Genomic DNA, 16262 nt, shown 5'->3' with positions numbered 1-16262 from the left:
TTAATGTAAATAATAAGATAATAGGTGTTAACTAAATGATTATTAATTAAATAATAATATATAAAAATAATAAAATGATAGGTTATTTATTTACAGATTCACTTTTACTAGGTATACAACACTCTTTTGAACCCGATCATATGGTGGCGGTTTCTGTATTAGCATCAGAACGTAGAAGCAATAAAATAGGTTTAGGAACACTTTTATGGCGCTCTTCCCAATGGGCTTTAGGGCACTCTGTATCCTTATTGCTTTTTAGTGCTTTTGCCTTATTATTAAAATCTACATTACCACTTAATTTATCTACTTATGCTGAAATGTTAGTAGGACCTGTAATGATTTGGTTAGGTATATCAGCCATTCGTCGTAATCATGAACTTAAAAAAATAATGGCTGATCATCGAGCTATTCCAGATCATGAACATACTACAAACGTATTACATATACACGGTAAGCAAGGAGAAGAAATAGCTATGAACTTATTAAGTCGTACCTTTTGGGTAGGAATGTTACACGGTTTAGCGGGTACAGGTGGAGCTTGTTCTATTGCACTCGTTATGGCATCAAAAGATGCTTATACCGCCATAGGGGTTATTGTTTTGCAAAGTATAGGAATTATCATCGCTATGACTACTTACAGTTGTGTACTGACTTTCTCGGTTTCTCGCTTTATTGAACGAAATCAAATAGCTTTCAAAATAATGAATGCAACAGTAGGTGTTTTCTCTATATTTATTGGAATTCTTTGGATTTATAACGCTATAAATAGTTAATATGGAACACAAAAGTTTCCCTTTTACAGCCATTTGTGGGCAAGACGATTTTAAATTGGCCTTACTTTTATGTATGATTGATCCATCACTTGGAGGAGTTTTAGTTCAAGGAGATAAAGGAACAGGAAAAACAACTACAGTTCGTGCTTTGCAAGGCTTGATGAAAAATATTGAAACAGATTTTCCCTTTGTTAATTTGCCAATAGGAGCTACCGAAGATCGTGTTTTAGGTGCTATTCATTTAGAGCGATTAATTAATGATAAAAAAGTAGAAGTACAAAAAGGATTATTAGCCAAAGCACATCAAGGTATTTTATATATTGACGAAATTAATTTGTTAAATGATTATTTAATGGATGTTTTGCTAGATGCTTCTTCAAGTGGAGGGTATTATTTAGAACGAGATACCATTTCGCAATGGCTAGATAGTAAATTTTGTTTGGTAGGAACAATGAACCCAGAAGAAGGCGATTTGCGTCCGCAATTATTAGATCGTTTCGGATTATCTGTGACTATAAAAACACCGAGTGATAAGGATATAAGAATAGAGATTGTAAATAGGCGTTTGAATTTTGATATTGATTCAAATTTGTTTTGCCTTCAATTTGAAAACCAAGAAAAGGAATTAGCTAACCAAATAGCAAGAGCAAGAAGACAACTTTCTCAAATACACTTTTCGTCCGAAATAAAAGAAAATATTGCCGAAAAATGTATTTCCCATCAAGTAGAAGGATTACGTGCCGATATATTGCTAATGAAAGCCAGCCGAGCTTTTGCAGCTTTTGAAAATGTTAATGAAGTCACCTTAGACCATCTTGAAAAAATAGCGCCTTTGGTTCTAAATCATAGAGCAAAACATTTTCCAGAAAATAATCAAAATAACGAAAACAAAGGAAATAACCAGCAAAATAACGAAACTACTCAAGAACAAAATGAAAATACAAACTCGGGATTAAATGATTATTTGTTACAAGCCACAGCTACAAATCAGTATCTAAAAATTCAAACCCCCGAAGGAATCTCAAAAAAGGATTGTTTTTTAAAAGTGAGATGTTGCAGAAAAACAAAACAACTTCTTTTGGAACAACATCAACAAGTATAAACGTTTTGCAAACAGTAAAAGAATATTTACTTACGAATGCATTTAAGATTCATTATAAAAATGCTATTTCGCAATCTAAAATTCACTTGGTATTTTTAATAGATTCCAGTAGTTCGATGATACAAGACCAACAAATTTCTTTTATAAAAGGATTAATTTCCCAAACGCTGCATAAATTTAAACATAAAAAAATCCTGCTTTCTGCGGTGGCATTACAAAATGGTACAGCCTCGATTGTGTTACAACTTTCGCAAAATATAGAAACATTCATCGCACAAATTCAGCAATTACGCTCAGGAGGCAAAACAAATTTAAGCGCTGGATTACAATTAGTACACCAATTATTAAAATCAAAAACGCCACAAGAAGAAACACTTTTATACATACTCACCGATGGTAAAATTAATCAAGGTAAAACTGAAAACCCATTTGTTGAGGCAGTTTCGTATTTTAAAAAATACCTAAAAATGTTTAACCATACAACGATTATAGATACTGAAAAAGGTTTTATAAAATTAGCTTTAGCTAAAAAATTAGCAAACGAAATGAGAGTGAGTTATCAATCTATGTTACATTAAAATATTAAATAAATGAAAATATACACTAAAAAAGGAGACACTGGTAAAACAGGATTATTTGGCGGAAGCCGTGTTTATAAAGATGATGTTCGAGTAAATTGTTATGGCACTTTAGATGAGGTAAATTCTACCATTGGATTACTGCGAGCTAAATTAGGACCTACACACGAATGGCAACCTAATTTGCATAAAATTCAAAAAGATATGATGGATATGATGTCGCATTTAGCACGTCCGTCTGATTGTAAAAAAATTAACCCGAATCCAAAACCTGAGGATGGTGCTTCTTTTTGTGAAACTTGGATAGATGAATTGGAGGCTGCAATGACAACCAAATCGGATTATTTTTTACTTCCTGGGGGAAATGAAATATCTGCTTTATGTCACGTGGTACGTACACAAATTCGTCGAGGTGAACGATTATTAGTAAGTTTAATGAAAGAAGATGAGGTTGATGATTATATTCCTGCTTATATAAACCGACTTTCGGATTTGTTCTTTATTTTAGGTCGTGCCGAAATGGACAAAGCGGGTGTAGCCGAAGAAAAATGGCAATTGTTTTTGTACAAAAGAAAGAAACAACCTGAAGGGAAATAATGATAGTTATACCTGTCAGGTTTAAGAGACCTGACAGGTATAGCTTTCCTACATCATAATTATTCTGCATTTATAAAAAGTTGCTGTAGTTTTTCTAGTGTTTCAGGTTTTGGTTCTTTCCACATACCCCGCTGAATTGCTTCAAGCATTCTTTCGGTCATATCTCTTAATGCCCAAGGATTTACTTTTTCAATAAATGCTTTGTTTTCGGGGTTAAATAAATATTCTTGCGTAATGCCTTCATACATAAAATCGTCTATCATATCTGTAGTAGCATCATAGGCAAAGAGGTAATCCATTGTGGCTGCCATTTCAAAAGCACCTTTATATCCGTGTCGTTTTACTCCTTCAATCCATTTCGGATTAATTACTCGGGAACGATATACTTTTAATAATTCTTCTTTGAGTGTTTTTACTCTAGGATTTTCAGGACGAGAATGATCACCAAAATACACTGTAGGTTGCTGACCACTTACCGTTTGCACCGCATTAGTCAATCCTCCTTGAAATTGATAATAATCATCAGAATCTAAAATATCGTGTTCTCGATTGTCCTGATTGTGCATTACAATTTGAATGTCAGACAAACGCTGTTCGAAAACTTCGTGTGCCGATTCGCCTAGTCTATCATTTCCATAAGCATACCCACTCCATTGCATATATACTTTGGCTAAATCTTCTTTGGTTTGCCAATTTTTCTCATCTATCACCGCTTGTAATCCAGCACCATAAGCACCAGGTTTTGAGCCAAAAACACGAAACAATGCGCGTTTATGTGCCTTCTCTTCAGTAATTCCTTTGGATAACCAAGTCGCTTTTTCTTTTAAAAAACGTTTTCTTATAGGATTGCTTTCTGGATCTTCATCTAGTTGAGCTAATCGTTCAACTACTTTATTAAATAATGAAATTACATCTGGAAAAGCGTCTCTAAAAAATCCAGATATACGTAACATAACATCTACCCTTGGTCGTTTAAGAGTTAAAAGAGAAATGATTTCAAAATCAATTACTCTACGATTAGCACCTTCCCAAACAGGTTTTACCCCCATTAAAGCAAAGGCTTGTGCAATGTCGTCACCACCTGTGCGCATCGTAGAAGTTCCCCATACCGAAAGTCCAATAGTTTCAGGATAATCGCCATTTTCTTGCAGATAACGCTCAATGATTAAATTGGCACTTTTAATTCCTAAAGTATAAGCAGTAGGGGAAGGAATGGTTCGAACATCTACCGAGTAAAAATTTCTACCCGTAGGCAATACATCTAAACGACCTCTTGTAGGCGCGCCTGAACTTCCTGAAGGAACATATTTTCCATTCAATCCTGCTATTAAATGTTCAATTTCATTAGTTGTTTGCAGGATTTTTGGATAAGTTGTATTTGCTATATAATCAAGTACTTCATCAAAAGACGAATGTCCTGTTACTTTTCTGTTTATTAAAAACTGAGAAAGGTATTCTCTTGCTAATAATTCGAGTTGCTCTATTGCATCTCCAATTGTTCTGCAATATACTTGCAGAATTTTATTTTCAAAAGGGTTTGAATAATCACACTGTAAAGGATCAAAAGCTAAGGTTAAGTCGAAAGCTAATGCCTGTGTTATTCCTTTAATTGCTCCTGATGGCAAACGATGTAAGGCAATTAATAAGTCTAATAATTGATCATTTTCAGGTACTTTTCCAAAAATATGTAAACCATCTCTTATTTGCGCTTCTTTTAAATCACATAAATAGCCATCTAGTTTTACTAATAATTCGTCTATGTCTTCCGCGGAAGTTTGTAAATCAGTATCCAAATGCGCTTCTTGAACCAAAGCTTTAATTTGTTTTTTAAGAGCAGAAGCTCGTTTTGGATCAAGGGTAAACGCTTCATAGTATTCGTCTATCAAATGCTCTAATTTAGTAAGACTACCATAATTTTCTGCTCGTGTCATAGGCGGAATAAGATGATCTAGTATTACTGCTTGATTTCGGCGTTTTGCTTGTGTGCCTTCACCAGGATCATTGACAATGAATGGATAAAAATGCGGAATGGCTTCAAACAATACGCGTGGATAACAACTTTCTTTACTTAAGGCGATACTTTTTCCTGGTAACCATTCTAAATTCCCGTGTTTACCTACGTGTACCACTGCATCGGCTTGAAAAATAGAATTTACCCAAAAATAATAAGCTAAATAGTTGTAGGTAGGAGGTAAATCAGGTGAATGATATATGGCTTTTTCATCTTGATTATAACCTCTCGCTGGTTGAATACTTACAAATATATTACCCAATAAAAAACCAGCAATCGCAAATTTTCCATTACTACAAAAAGGAGAATCTTCGGGTTTTCCCCACTGTTTTTCAAGTTGTGCTTTTAGTTGCGGGCTTAGAAAATTGTATTTTTTATAAAAATCTTCTAATGACAAAGAAATTTGAAACGGACGAGTTTGTGTGGTATCAACATCATTCGTTATATAATGAGTAATTAATTGAATTAATTCTTCGCTCGAGTTAGGAATAAAATTTCCTAACTGGTATTCATTTTCTTTAAGTGCTTTGATAATGTTAATCATACTTTCAGGCGTGTCAAGTCCTACACCATTTGCTAGACGACTATCTTTGTTAGGATAGTTAGGCATTATCAAAGCAATGCGTTTCTCTGTATTTTTTTTGGTTTGTAATTGATGCCAGCGATAAGCAAAATCAACTACAAAATCGACACCCTCCTGATGAGTTTCATATTTTAAAATATCAGAATCCGTGATAGAATCTTTCCCTAAAGCTACTTTAAAAGAAACTGCTGTAGTAATAATTCGACCATCTAGTTCGGGTAAAGCGGCATTTATCGCAATATCTGTAGGAGTTAAGCCAAATAAATTATTTTCCCAAATGGTTTTTGTACACGAAGCAAAAATTGCTTGAATAACTGGAATATTGAGTTTTTGAAAAATAAAATCGTCTTCGTTTTCGGTAAGTGATTTTATTGAAAAACTCGTTGTGTTAATAAGCGAACTTAGTGCTAGATTTTGATATTGGGTAAGTAATTCGTGCAATTCATTCGTTGTGTTTTTATCTCGAAGATTATTAGCAAAAGCTATAATAGGATGTATATTTTTTTCTTTCAGTTTTTGATAGATTGCATATACAGGTTCTAAATTATCTGCCAAGTAATGAGATTTATAAACTAAAATTACCGAATTGAATACTCTATTTAATGTTTGTTCTTTGGTTAAAATTCCCTCTTCTAAATCATACAAAAATAAATCAGGGATACGTTGTGGTTCTTTATAAACTAATTCTTTTGCACCAAAAAAATGATGCTGAATAAAACGTAATAACTCGATTAAATTATCTTTTCCTCCTGCACAAAAATATTTCCAAACCAAATCAGAAACAGCTACATCTACAGTGGATAGATTCATTAATTCAATATCAGGAATATCATATCCTGATAAGAAAAGTACAGGGATATTTTTTTTCGGCACACTATTTCTAAGGATTCAACCAGATAAGGATAATAACTTTGTCCTCCTAATAACCTGCATATAACTAGTTTAGATTCGGAAATAACCTCTTCAACATATTTGTCTATAGTGAGTTCTTGTTTTAAGTAGGTAAGGTTAGTCATTCTAAGACTAGGTATCTCGTTTGTTATCTTGCTGTTTTTAAATTCTTTATAAGCATTATTTAAAGAGTTGATTTCAGTATCTGCTGCCGATAAAAAAATGATATCACCTTTTGATTGTTCGATGTAAAACACACCGTCCTCATTAGGATTCCATCCTCCAGGAATTGTTGGTATTAAATGCATTTCTAGTAGTCAAAATTAAAAAATGGATAATCAACAGTTGTTAATTACCCATTCAAATATACTTTCAATTTGGTTTAATTTAATCTTTCGTTGATAATTTGTTGCAAATTTTTATGCTTTAATTCATCACCTATGATAACTAAACTCGTTTTTCTAGTTTCGTCTTCTTTCCATTTACGATCAAAATAACTTTCAAAACGTGTTGAAACACCTTGAAGTACCATACGCATTGGTTTTTCAGGAACATTTATAAACCCTTTTATTCTATAAATTTCGTGTTCCTCAATAATTTCTTTCAAAGTTGCTACTAAGGTTTCTTGAGTATGCGGTGCAGTTATTTCAACTACTACAGAATCAATATGATCGTCGTGATCGTGTTCGTGACCATTTGCGTGGTCTTCCTCGTGATGTGAGTGACGGCTTTCTAAGTCGTTTTCTGCTTGTGCTCCCACACCAAGTAATATATCTGAAGCAATATTTCCTTTATTAGCACTTACTATTTTTACATTAGGTCTAATTTTGTTTGTAATAATCGTTTGAACTTCTTCAAATTGATCGTGATCTAATAAATCTTTTTTAGTCATTACGATCAAATCTGCACAAGATAATTGATCTTCAAACAACTCTTCAATAGGAGTTTCGTGATCTAAGGAATCATCTGCTAATCGTTGAGCTTCAACTCTAGCACGATCACATATTTCACCCGTAGCTTGACCTACTGCATCAACCACTGTTACCACCGCATCTACCGTGATTTGTGGTTTTAATTCTGGCCAATTAAAAGCGTGTAATAAAGGTTTAGGTAAGGCAAGTCCCGAAGTTTCAATTATAATATGATCGATAGTCTCTTTGCGTTCCATCAATTGCAACATAATGGGTAAAAACTCATCTTGTACAGTACAACAAACACAGCCATTATTTAATTCCATTATATCTTCTTCAAAGGCGCAACAAGATTTTAATAATTCGCCATCAATTCCCATTTCTCCAAATTCATTTACAATAACAGCTAATCGTTTCCCATTGTTGTTTACTAATAAGTTTTTAATAATAGTAGTTTTTCCTGAACCTAAGAAACCTGTTATTATCGTTACTGGAATTTTATTTGTCATAATAGTTCTAGAATTTATTTTATTGGTTAAAAATACTATATCTGTAAGTAAAAAAACAAAAATAGTTGAAGGAATTTTAATTTACAGGAAAAAAAAATCAGCATCAGAAGAATGAGGTAAGGTTAGATTTGTTTTGATTATGATTTGTTTACTCGTATTAAATTATGAAATGATAGAGGTTAAAAGTATATGTTTTTTCTATATGATCTAGCAAATTTACTCATTAGGTCTAGTTGTTCATTAGTGAAATGATTTCTACAGAATCCTGGTGAATAGCTCATAAAATTTTGAATAGGAGGGGTGTAGTTTTTATAATTAATGCCAACGTATTGGCAGTTTTTATCTATAGGCAAATTATAATCTGTAGGTGTATCACAGATAAAATCTCCCTCAGAATTACAATTGTTACCTTGTATACTTTCTTTTGAGCTAAATTGTTTTGATGAAGATCCGAAGGTGTGTTGTAGTCCAAAAAAATGTCCAATTTCATGTGCAAATGTGGCTAATCCTATGGTTGGATTATCAGATATGTATATTAAATTATAGCCTAGTCCTAGGTAATATTCAAAATTTTGGTTTAAAGTATAAGTAAAACCATTTAATTTTTTAGCGGAAGGTACAATAATAAAAGTTAATTGCCTTGTTGTTATTTTTGATTCAATTTTTGTTCTTATTGCATCATTATAGGCTATTTCATCAATAGTATATTTTTGATGAATGCGACGTATTTTAGAATTAAGTATGATTTTAATTTTTGATTTAGTTATTTTATAATTTAGGTTTTTTATTATGTTTTTATATTTTAAATAATTTTTAACATGAGGAGAAGCTATAATTATATTAGCTGGAAAGTATATGTAGTGTGTATAATTTAGTGTGTTTTTTAGATGAAGTAGTTCCTTTTTTCCGTTTGTATTGCAAGGTTTTGAAATACAAGTGTATTCTGTATTATTGGGATGATTATTCTGGCAAGCAACTAATAAAAAAGCAAACCCCAAAAATGAATGGATGAATAATGGTATTTTTTTGTGGTTTGCTAATCGTTTCATTATTATTTTATTCTTCAATTTTAATACCTTTCCAGAAGGCTACATAATTTTCTATGAATTTAGCATTATTTATTATTTCTGGATAATACCATGCTGCGTCATCTCTAAATTTACCATTTACTTCAATATTATAATATTGAGCTATACCTTTTCATTGCAAATTGAGTTTATTTTACTAGGTTTAAAATATTCTTTTTTATGCTTTGATGTGGAAAATAAGTAGTTCCTTCATGACTAATAGTATCATTACTTTCAGCTATAATTTTGTTATTAAAAGTTGCTTTCATAGGATGAATATTATTTTTTAATTAATGGGAGAGTTAGATGTTTGTATTTTAATGTTTTACAAAGAAGAAAGATACTTTTGAATTATGATAATAAGTCTACAATTTTTAATAGATCAGTTGCTGATTTTTTTTCACCTGTAGTATGTAGCGCATAAATAAGGTTCTTCATTACTCTTTTAATAATATCTAAGTTCGTTGCTGGAAGAAAAATTTTTTCATTTAAATCAAAATTAATTTCAGTTAGGATGGAATTAAAGCGATCGTTTCCATAAAATACTCCTTGATAAAACGGATCTATAAAAAAGTCTATTTGATTAATAGGTTCATCGTTGTAAAAGGATAATTCAGTAGGGTTATTATTTAATATAGCTAATATGAAATGTTTTGGAGAATTTATTCCTATTAGATGTATGTTTAATTGTTGTGCAACTAATAGATACAAAACACATATCATGATAGGGTTTCCTACTTTATCTTGTATAACTTTGTTGATGAATGAGTTGTTAATTCCTTTATAATTTTTATAATTACCTCCAAATTTATGATCATCTAATATTACAGTATTCATTGCTTGCATAATTTCATAGTTGCTTTTGTTTTGCACTAATGGTTTAATTTCTTGGGTGAGCAATTGAATTGTTGTTATTACTTCATTTTCATTTAAGTTTGGATAACCAAATTTAGCAATCAAAAATAATCCTTTGAGTAAATTGTTTGTTTCATTTTGACTCCATTTGACTATTTCATTCTTTAAATGTTCTAATTTAAAATTATCGAGTAGTTCTGCTAGGCGGTATTTTTGCAGATCACTATTTGAATGATCAAATTCTTCTTGTAAAAAAGGAATTAGTTGACTTCCTAATAAGAGTATTTCTTTTTTACTGTATTATATATTTCTGTATTCGGATCGTCTAATAATTGTATTAATGCGGTTGTTTTATTTTTATCAATATTTAATGTTTTCACGGTTAATTCCTTTCATAATGAGATTTTTTTTAGTTTATCGCTTTTATTAACGATTGTTTTAATGTATGAACATATGGCTATTCCTTTTATTTTATGTTCGTGTAGATATTCAAAGGTTTTTTCTACTAATTCTTTTCCTATTCCTTGACCTCTCAATTTTTTGGGAACTTCTGAATGAATTAAATAGTAACAGTTGTTTTTTTCGGTATATTCTATTTTTGCAAAGTCGTCCCCAACTTTCATGATGAATATTTTAAGTTCCGGGTAATGTTGTATGTCTGACATGGTCATGATTGGTTTATTTTATCTGTTTTAAGTAGCTAATTGCTTTTTCTGTATCTAAATGATAATCATTAAAAACTACGTTATCATTTTGGTCAATAAATATAAACCAAGGGGTACCACCTGTTCTATAGTTTACCATTATATTTGATATATTGTTAGTGCTAGAATTTCCATTGTCTTGAGCAAATGGAATTTTTAGATTGTATTTTTTTTGAATTTCTAGCATTTTTTCATAGGTATTACTACTATTCCCTTCAAATACGGTTTGAATAGCTAAGAATTGTATGTTTTTATTCTCTTTTAGTGCTTTTGTCATTGCTTGTAAGGAAGGAAGTCCTATACTATGACATCCAGGGCACCAACTTTGAAAGCAGTAAATAACCTTAAATTTTCCTTTTAGATCGGATAGTTGAATAGGGTTTCTTTTGTTTCCATTTTCGTCTACCCAAACTTTAATATTCCATTCGGGGGCCTTTAATCCTTCGATGCCATATGATTGAGTTGTGTTCATTGTATGTTTTTTTGTGTTGTTAATATGTTTTTTTTGTATTTTACTACAGCTTATTAGAAAGATAAGTAATGCTATCGTAAAGAAATAGTTATGTAATATTATCTTTGATTTTGTCTGCATACATTTTTTTAATTTTGAAATTTTAGGTGTAATGACTGCTTGACAATAGCCTGCATAAGTGTTTTGATTATAATAATCTTGATGAGAATCTTAAGCAGGGTAAAAAGTTTTTATTAGGTGTAAGTTCAGTAATAATTTTATTTTGATAAAATGGATTTAATTTTTAATTACTTCTTTAATAATGTTTTTTTGTTGAGTATTATGATAAAATATAGCTGATCTATATTGTGTTCCATAATCTGCTCCTTGATGATTTAGTGTGGTAGGATTATGATTAGTCATAAAGATAATCAGTAATTCTTCGTATGATAAAATAATGCTATCAAAAGTTATCTGTATGACTTCTGCATGTCCTGTATTACCATTGCATACCTCTCTATAAGTGGGGGGGTGTCCACCTGTATACTCAGAAACCACCTTTTCTACGCCTTTTACTCTTTGAATTATAGCTTCAATACATATTTTACCTGTCTCAAATTCAACGTTTACTACTTTTGAATGTTCTGTTTTCCTTCCGCATAAATTTGAATAATTAAATGAATAAAGTTGATTCTAGTATATCTTATAAATACTATTATTACTTCAGATACATTTTACAGGTATTTTTATTCTTCAAAAACATTTGTTACTAAGATTTTTTTATTTTTCGTCTTTATTTAATGAAATAGAATTAATACAGTAGCGTAACCCGCTTGGTTCTGGTCCATCAGGAAAAACGTGACCTAAATGAGCATCACATACATTGCACATTACTTCTACTCTGATCATTCCAAATGAAGCATCTTTTTCGTACTTAATAGCATTTTCTTTTATTGGTTGAGTAAAACTAGGCCAACCAGTTCCTGAATTAAATTTTTCTGTTGAATCAAAAAGAGGAGTCTCACAACAAGCACAATTGTATATTCCTGGTTCATGGCGTGAACAATGTTCCCCTGAAAAACGAGCTTCTGTGCCTTTTTTTCTTGTAATATAAAATTGTTCGTCAGTTAGTATATTTCTCCATTCATCATCTGTTTTTTCAATTCGTTTATCAGGTGTTAGGTTTCCTTTGTTAGTAAATCTGATTACATCTGCCCAGTTTAATGTTTTTGCATCCATAATTTTTATTTTTTATTTCGTTACACAAAGTTAGAGTTAAGTTCTTTAAAAAAGATAGTTTAAAATTCCTAAATATTTGTGAATAATTCCTGTAAATAGAATGCTGTTAAGAGGGATATTTTGTTTTTTAATACCTATAGAGGTGATTTTTAAATGTAAATATATGAAATATACAAGAGTTAAACTTATTAATAATTCCTTTTGTTTATTTAGATTGTTTTGTAGTTTTTTAAAAAATAGTTTGATAATTTTAATTATATTCTCTTATGATTATGTAGAATTAGATAATTTAAAAGTGTGTTTAAATAAGATACATTAAAAGTCTTTTAATAATTATTTTAGGGATAAGAGATAACTTTAAAAATATTTGTAGTAAAATAAAGTAAGAAAACCCCATAAATTTGCATCTAATACTCAACTGCTGTCCATAAACTATGTGCAAAAGGTATTGATATAACTGTTTTAAATAAAGTACTCGCTCTTACTATTGCTAAACAAAAAGTTTTTGTGGATGATTTTGCTAATACCACTTCTGGTAATTTAAATAAACTTCAATATAATGGTTTATTTGAAATATGGGAATCATTTGCAACTGAAACTAATATTTTAGCAGTAGAAATGCAAGCAAGATACATAAGAGATTTAATGTCTCTTGAAGCAAATATGGATGTAATTGCTTCGAGTATAAACAAAACAATTAGACCAACAGTTAGTAATAATCGTTTTTTTGCAATATCTGGTGGAGGACAAGATATTGAGGCTAATATAGTTGAATATTTTATGGATCTTTTGGCTCGTGAAAAAGATATCAAAAATACCCAATGGAGCAGATAGAACTAAATTAGTAGAACAAATTTTAAGCGGCTCAAATGTAAAAATTAATATTACTACCGAAATGAGTCCTTGTGAGTCTTGTGAAGCTATTATTGGTAAATGTAATGAAAGTAAAGCAGGAGTTGAAGTAAAAGAAAAGCACGGAGTTATTTATTAAAAAAATAATTATGAAAAGAGGAGAGAAATATATTCCATTTTATGAATCTGTGAAACAGTTTGTATTAGATACAAAACTAACATTAGTTGATGAAGTTGAAGGTTTAGATGAAACTGTTATACATCAATTTGAAAAAGAGCATCAAATTAAATTTCCAGCGGCATTGTATGCTTTTTTGATTTTATTTGGGACTAAAATAAGAGTAAGAAAAACAGAAGATTATTTCGATATGACAATAAACGACATAAAAGAGGCGATGTCGGTGGGTATCAATGAGAATTATAAAGAAATAATTATAAGAGAAAAAGGTTTTCTTGATTATGATACTGGTGATGATGATTTTTTTATTTTAAAGATATTATTGATGTTAATAAATTAATTTTCATAACACAATACCATCGTTGGTTTAGTTTGGGTTTTATTGACAGTCGCTCAGAAAATCCTATTATTTACCATATTAATGAGAAAGAGTATTATTCAACACGAGGAGGAGTAAGTTTTACTTTTACCTCTTTTATAAGAGATGTTTTATTTCTTGCTATAAACTGGAGATTTGATATAGAGTCTATTACTGATGAAAATATTGAAAAATCATCAGAATCGGAAAAAGAATCACTCATAGTGATAAAAAATCTAATTATAGACAAACTCCCTTGGGCGAATTTTTATGTTGAGAATGTTGATATTTTTTATAGTTCTAAATGTAATTACAGAAAACATCGATTAAATTTTTATAAAATTATAGAAGAACAAGAAAAGCAAACAGGTTATATAATGACTGTAGATGAGTTTGAATGGGCATTTATTGATTATTTGAAAGAGCAAGGTGTATTGAATAAGATAGAGGAATGATTTGTAAGTTTTTCCTCGATAACTATGGTTTTTTCGAGGTACTATAACATAAACTGTGTAAGTATAAAAAATAATGGGGTTTTAAAACCCCATTATTTTTTTGTTTAATTTTAAATATTACTCAGTCTTATGAAAAAAGAAGATTTATTATTATCAGATGATTTTTTGAAGCAATTCAAAACAGGCGAAGATCTAAATGGATTTCTTGCCCAATTACAAAAACGTGGATTAGAAGCTATCTTAAATGGTGAGTTAGACTCTCATTTAGGTTACGATAAACACGAAAAATCAACTTCTTCCAACTCTGGTAATGGTTTTTCAACTAAAAAAGTTAAAACCTCATTTGGTGAATCTGAGATTCAAGTTCCTAGAGATAGAGAAGCTTCATTCAATCCAATGATTGTCCCTAAAAGGCAAAATATGGTTGATGGTTTAGAGAATGTAATCGTGTCATTATATGCAAAAGGGATGAGTGTTAGTGATATTGAAGAACAGATTAGAGAAGTATACAACTTTGACATTTCTACTTCGAGTATATACCGCATTACTGAATTAGTGTCTAATGACATTATAGCTTGGCAAAATCGACCATTAGATCCAGTCTATTTAATTGTTTGGATGGATGGCATTGTATTTAAAGTTCGTGAAAACTCAAAGGTTATCAATAAAACTATTTATCTAGCCGTAGGCCTTAATAGAGATGGTAAAAAAGAGGTTTTAGGTATGTGGCTAGGCAAGAATGAAAGCGCTAGTTTTTGGTTGGGTGTATTGACCGATTTAAAAGCCAGAGGTCTTGAAGATATCCTCATTACAGCCACTGACAACCTAAAGGGCTTTACCCAAACCATTAAAAACGTATTCCCAGAATCACAAACACAAATCTGTGTGGTACATCAAATCAGGAACTCAGCTCGCTATGTAGTCTGGAAAGATAAAAAGAATTTTCTAGAGATATGAAGCAGATTTATGACGCTCCAACCAAACAAGCCGCCAAAGGAGCTTTGGAAGATTTTGCTAATAAATGGAATCATAAACATCCTTATGGAGTAAAATCTTGGGAAGAGAACTGGGAAGAACTACCGTTTTTTTTGACTTCTCTTTAGAAATCAGAAAAATCATTTATACCACTAATTTAATTGAAAATCTAAATGGGAAAATTAGAAAATACACTAAAAACAAATTATCATTCCCTACGGATGAAGCTGTTTTAAAATCTGTATATTTGGCATTAAGAGAAGCAACCAAAAAATGGTCAATGCCAATACCTAATTGGGGACTAATTCTTAATCAGTTCTTAACTATATTTGAAAAAAGGGTTCAACTTTAATTAAAAGTCAAACCCCATTATTATAACTTACACACTTTTTAGGATAGTGTCTTTTAAGCTTAAAGGAAGGACCAAAGAATTAATTTTAAAGTAATACTTAATAAAGCATTTTAATTTCTTTTATTCCGAATACTTTAATACTTTCATCTTCTAATATAATTTCAATTAGCCCATCTTGATTCACCTTTTTAATAATTCCCATAAATTTGTGGTTAAATGAATCTTCAAAAGCAGCAGGTTTGTTGAATTTAAATAAAAAATTGTGATATTTTTCCCATAGTATCATCTTTTTACCTTCTTTTATTTCTTTTAGATTTTTCTCTAGTCTTTTTAAAATAGAAAATAATATTTCCTCTATCACATATTCCTTTCCTGTAATAGATTTCAAAGAAGATGCTTTAGGTAAATTATCAAAATTTTCTTGATTAATATTTAGACCAATTCCTATGATAGATTCAACTTCCTGATTTTCTTTAAAGTTGTTTTCAATTAGTATACCTGAAATCTTTTTATTGCCTGACATAATGTCGTTGGGCCATTTTATAGATAAGTCAGGAATTTCATATTTTTCAAGAGCTTCTTTTATCGTTACTGCAACCGTTATATTAAGATCAAAAATAGTAATATTTGTATTAATTATTTTTTTTATTAATATACTGGTTATTAAGTTTTTATCTTTTTCTGTAACCCAGTTGCTACCCATTTGTCCTTTACCTTTCCATTGGCTTTGAGCTGTTACTACAGTAAAATTTTCAAGGTATTGATTTTGTGAAAGTTTTTTTAAAAATCATTTGTAGAATCTATGGCATTGAGTTTGATTA

18 protein-coding genes and 2 pseudogenes are annotated in these 16262 nt (G+C 30.6%); 9 read left to right on the top strand and 11 right to left on the bottom strand.

The annotated features are described in order from the left end of the window. Window positions 1-74: 74 nt before the first annotated feature. The 4 genes from JJC03_RS16000 to JJC03_RS15985 are packed head-to-tail and all read left to right on the top strand — an operon-like array spanning window position 75 to window position 3050. Window positions 75-773, top strand: a complete 699-nt coding sequence (locus JJC03_RS16000) for a hypothetical protein (protein ID WP_088399359.1) — start codon at window positions 75-77, stop codon at window positions 771-773. Between the two features lies 1 nt (window position 774). Then, window positions 775-1875 carry a magnesium chelatase ATPase subunit I gene (locus tag JJC03_RS15995; protein ID WP_235873677.1) on the top strand — a complete coding sequence of 367 codons (1101 nt, stop codon included), beginning with the start codon at window positions 775-777 and terminating at the stop codon, window positions 1873-1875. Between the two features lie 5 nt (window positions 1876-1880). Then, window positions 1881-2453 (top strand): vWA domain-containing protein, encoded by a 573-nt coding sequence (locus JJC03_RS15990; protein ID WP_235873676.1) that lies wholly within the window; start codon window positions 1881-1883, stop codon window positions 2451-2453. 12 nt (window positions 2454-2465) lie between these two features. Continuing rightward, on the top strand, window positions 2466-3050 hold the full coding sequence (locus JJC03_RS15985) for a cob(I)yrinic acid a,c-diamide adenosyltransferase (protein WP_088400962.1): 585 nt from the start codon (window positions 2466-2468) through the stop codon (window positions 3048-3050). A 59-nt stretch (window positions 3051-3109) separates the two neighbouring features. Here JJC03_RS15985 and cobN read toward each other — a convergent pair whose 3' ends face one another. The 10 genes from cobN to msrB all read right to left on the bottom strand — a co-directional run bounded on the left by cobN (window position 3110) and on the right by msrB (window position 12271). Then, the gene (gene cobN / locus JJC03_RS15980) at window positions 3110-6517 is read right to left on the bottom strand and encodes a cobaltochelatase subunit CobN (protein WP_235873675.1); all 3408 of its coding nucleotides are present in this window, start codon (window positions 6515-6517) and stop codon (window positions 3110-3112) included. After that, on the bottom strand, window positions 6454-6843 hold the full coding sequence (locus JJC03_RS15975) for a hypothetical protein (RefSeq protein ID WP_235873674.1): 390 nt from the start codon (window positions 6841-6843) through the stop codon (window positions 6454-6456). The genes cobN and JJC03_RS15975 overlap by 64 nt, the downstream gene beginning before the upstream one ends. A gap of 74 nt (window positions 6844-6917) precedes the next feature. Continuing rightward, complete coding sequence (cobW, locus tag JJC03_RS15970; protein WP_088400966.1) at window positions 6918-7955, bottom strand: cobalamin biosynthesis protein CobW; 1038 nt, start codon at window positions 7953-7955, stop codon at window positions 6918-6920. Window positions 7956-8134: 179 nt separating this feature from the next. Continuing rightward, window positions 8135-9004: a M43 family zinc metalloprotease gene (locus tag JJC03_RS15965; RefSeq protein ID WP_088400968.1), complete on the bottom strand. Its 870-nt coding sequence runs from the start codon at window positions 9002-9004 to the stop codon at window positions 8135-8137. Between the two features lie 7 nt (window positions 9005-9011). Next, complete coding sequence (locus tag JJC03_RS19015) at window positions 9012-9131, bottom strand: DUF427 domain-containing protein (protein WP_309597811.1); 120 nt, start codon at window positions 9129-9131, stop codon at window positions 9012-9014. Between the two features lie 242 nt (window positions 9132-9373). Beyond that, complete coding sequence (locus JJC03_RS15955; RefSeq protein ID WP_235873673.1) at window positions 9374-9982, bottom strand: transglutaminase-like domain-containing protein; 609 nt, start codon at window positions 9980-9982, stop codon at window positions 9374-9376. A gap of 287 nt (window positions 9983-10269) precedes the next feature. After that, window positions 10270-10500 (bottom strand): GNAT family N-acetyltransferase, encoded by a 231-nt coding sequence (locus JJC03_RS15950; RefSeq protein WP_103714652.1) that lies wholly within the window; start codon window positions 10498-10500, stop codon window positions 10270-10272. Window positions 10501-10555: 55 nt separating this feature from the next. Then, complete coding sequence (locus JJC03_RS15945; RefSeq protein WP_088400976.1) at window positions 10556-11053, bottom strand: peroxiredoxin family protein; 498 nt, start codon at window positions 11051-11053, stop codon at window positions 10556-10558. A 276-nt stretch (window positions 11054-11329) separates the two neighbouring features. Next, a complete protein-coding gene (locus tag JJC03_RS19010; protein WP_309597693.1) occupies window positions 11330-11590 on the bottom strand; it encodes a peptide-methionine (S)-S-oxide reductase in 261 nt (86 codons plus the stop codon). Between the two features lie 222 nt (window positions 11591-11812). After that, window positions 11813-12271 carry a peptide-methionine (R)-S-oxide reductase MsrB gene (gene msrB, locus JJC03_RS15935; RefSeq protein WP_088444405.1) on the bottom strand — a complete coding sequence of 153 codons (459 nt, stop codon included), beginning with the start codon at window positions 12269-12271 and terminating at the stop codon, window positions 11813-11815. A 507-nt stretch (window positions 12272-12778) separates the two neighbouring features. On the opposite strand from msrB, the gene JJC03_RS15930 reads away from it, so the two are divergent. From JJC03_RS15930 to JJC03_RS15910, 5 genes and pseudogenes are all read left to right on the top strand, one after another. After that, window positions 12779-13105, top strand: coding sequence for a hypothetical protein (locus tag JJC03_RS15930; protein ID WP_235873672.1), 327 nt, complete (start codon window positions 12779-12781; stop codon window positions 13103-13105). Beyond that, window positions 13068-13262 carry a hypothetical protein gene (locus JJC03_RS15925; RefSeq protein ID WP_235873671.1) on the top strand — a complete coding sequence of 65 codons (195 nt, stop codon included), beginning with the start codon at window positions 13068-13070 and terminating at the stop codon, window positions 13260-13262. The genes JJC03_RS15930 and JJC03_RS15925 overlap by 38 nt, the downstream gene beginning before the upstream one ends. A 10-nt stretch (window positions 13263-13272) precedes the next feature. Continuing rightward, window positions 13273-13641 carry a hypothetical protein gene (locus tag JJC03_RS15920; RefSeq protein ID WP_235873670.1) on the top strand — a complete coding sequence of 123 codons (369 nt, stop codon included), beginning with the start codon at window positions 13273-13275 and terminating at the stop codon, window positions 13639-13641. Between the two features lie 32 nt (window positions 13642-13673). Further along, complete coding sequence (locus tag JJC03_RS15915) at window positions 13674-14114, top strand: hypothetical protein (RefSeq protein WP_235873669.1); 441 nt, start codon at window positions 13674-13676, stop codon at window positions 14112-14114. Between the two features lie 129 nt (window positions 14115-14243). After that, window positions 14244-15441, top strand: a pseudogene (locus tag JJC03_RS15910) (IS256 family transposase). A 97-nt stretch (window positions 15442-15538) separates the two neighbouring features. Here JJC03_RS15910 and JJC03_RS15905 read toward each other — a convergent pair. Then, window positions 15539-16165, bottom strand: a pseudogene (locus JJC03_RS15905) (biotin--[acetyl-CoA-carboxylase] ligase); the annotation flags it as partial. Between the last annotated feature and the right edge of the window lie 97 nt (window positions 16166-16262).

This window comes from Flavobacterium oreochromis (assembly GCF_019565455.1).
Classification (GTDB): Bacteria; Bacteroidota; Bacteroidia; order Flavobacteriales; family Flavobacteriaceae; genus Flavobacterium; species Flavobacterium oreochromis.
This window is presented reverse-complemented; position numbering and strand designations above follow the sequence as displayed.

Coding starts and splice junctions, on each gene's coding strand:
- msrB (WP_088444405.1), bottom strand. CDS start 12,271: ATGGATGCAAAAACATTAAACTGGGCAGATGTAATCAGATTTACTAAC.
- JJC03_RS15945 (WP_088400976.1), bottom strand. CDS start 11,053: ATGAACACAACTCAATCATATGGCATCGAAGGATTAAAGGCCCCCGAA.
- JJC03_RS15985 (WP_088400962.1), top strand. CDS start 2,466: ATGAAAATATACACTAAAAAAGGAGACACTGGTAAAACAGGATTATTT.
- JJC03_RS15920 (WP_235873670.1), top strand. CDS start 13,273: ATGAAAAGAGGAGAGAAATATATTCCATTTTATGAATCTGTGAAACAG.
- JJC03_RS16000 (WP_088399359.1), top strand. CDS start 75: ATGATAGGTTATTTATTTACAGATTCACTTTTACTAGGTATACAACAC.
- JJC03_RS15975 (WP_235873674.1), bottom strand. CDS start 6,843: ATGCATTTAATACCAACAATTCCTGGAGGATGGAATCCTAATGAGGAC.
- JJC03_RS15995 (WP_235873677.1), top strand. CDS start 775: ATGGAACACAAAAGTTTCCCTTTTACAGCCATTTGTGGGCAAGACGAT.
- JJC03_RS15965 (WP_088400968.1), bottom strand. CDS start 9,004: ATGAAACGATTAGCAAACCACAAAAAAATACCATTATTCATCCATTCA.
- JJC03_RS15950 (WP_103714652.1), bottom strand. CDS start 10,500: ATGAAAGTTGGGGACGACTTTGCAAAAATAGAATATACCGAAAAAAAC.
- cobW (WP_088400966.1), bottom strand. CDS start 7,955: ATGACAAATAAAATTCCAGTAACGATAATAACAGGTTTCTTAGGTTCA.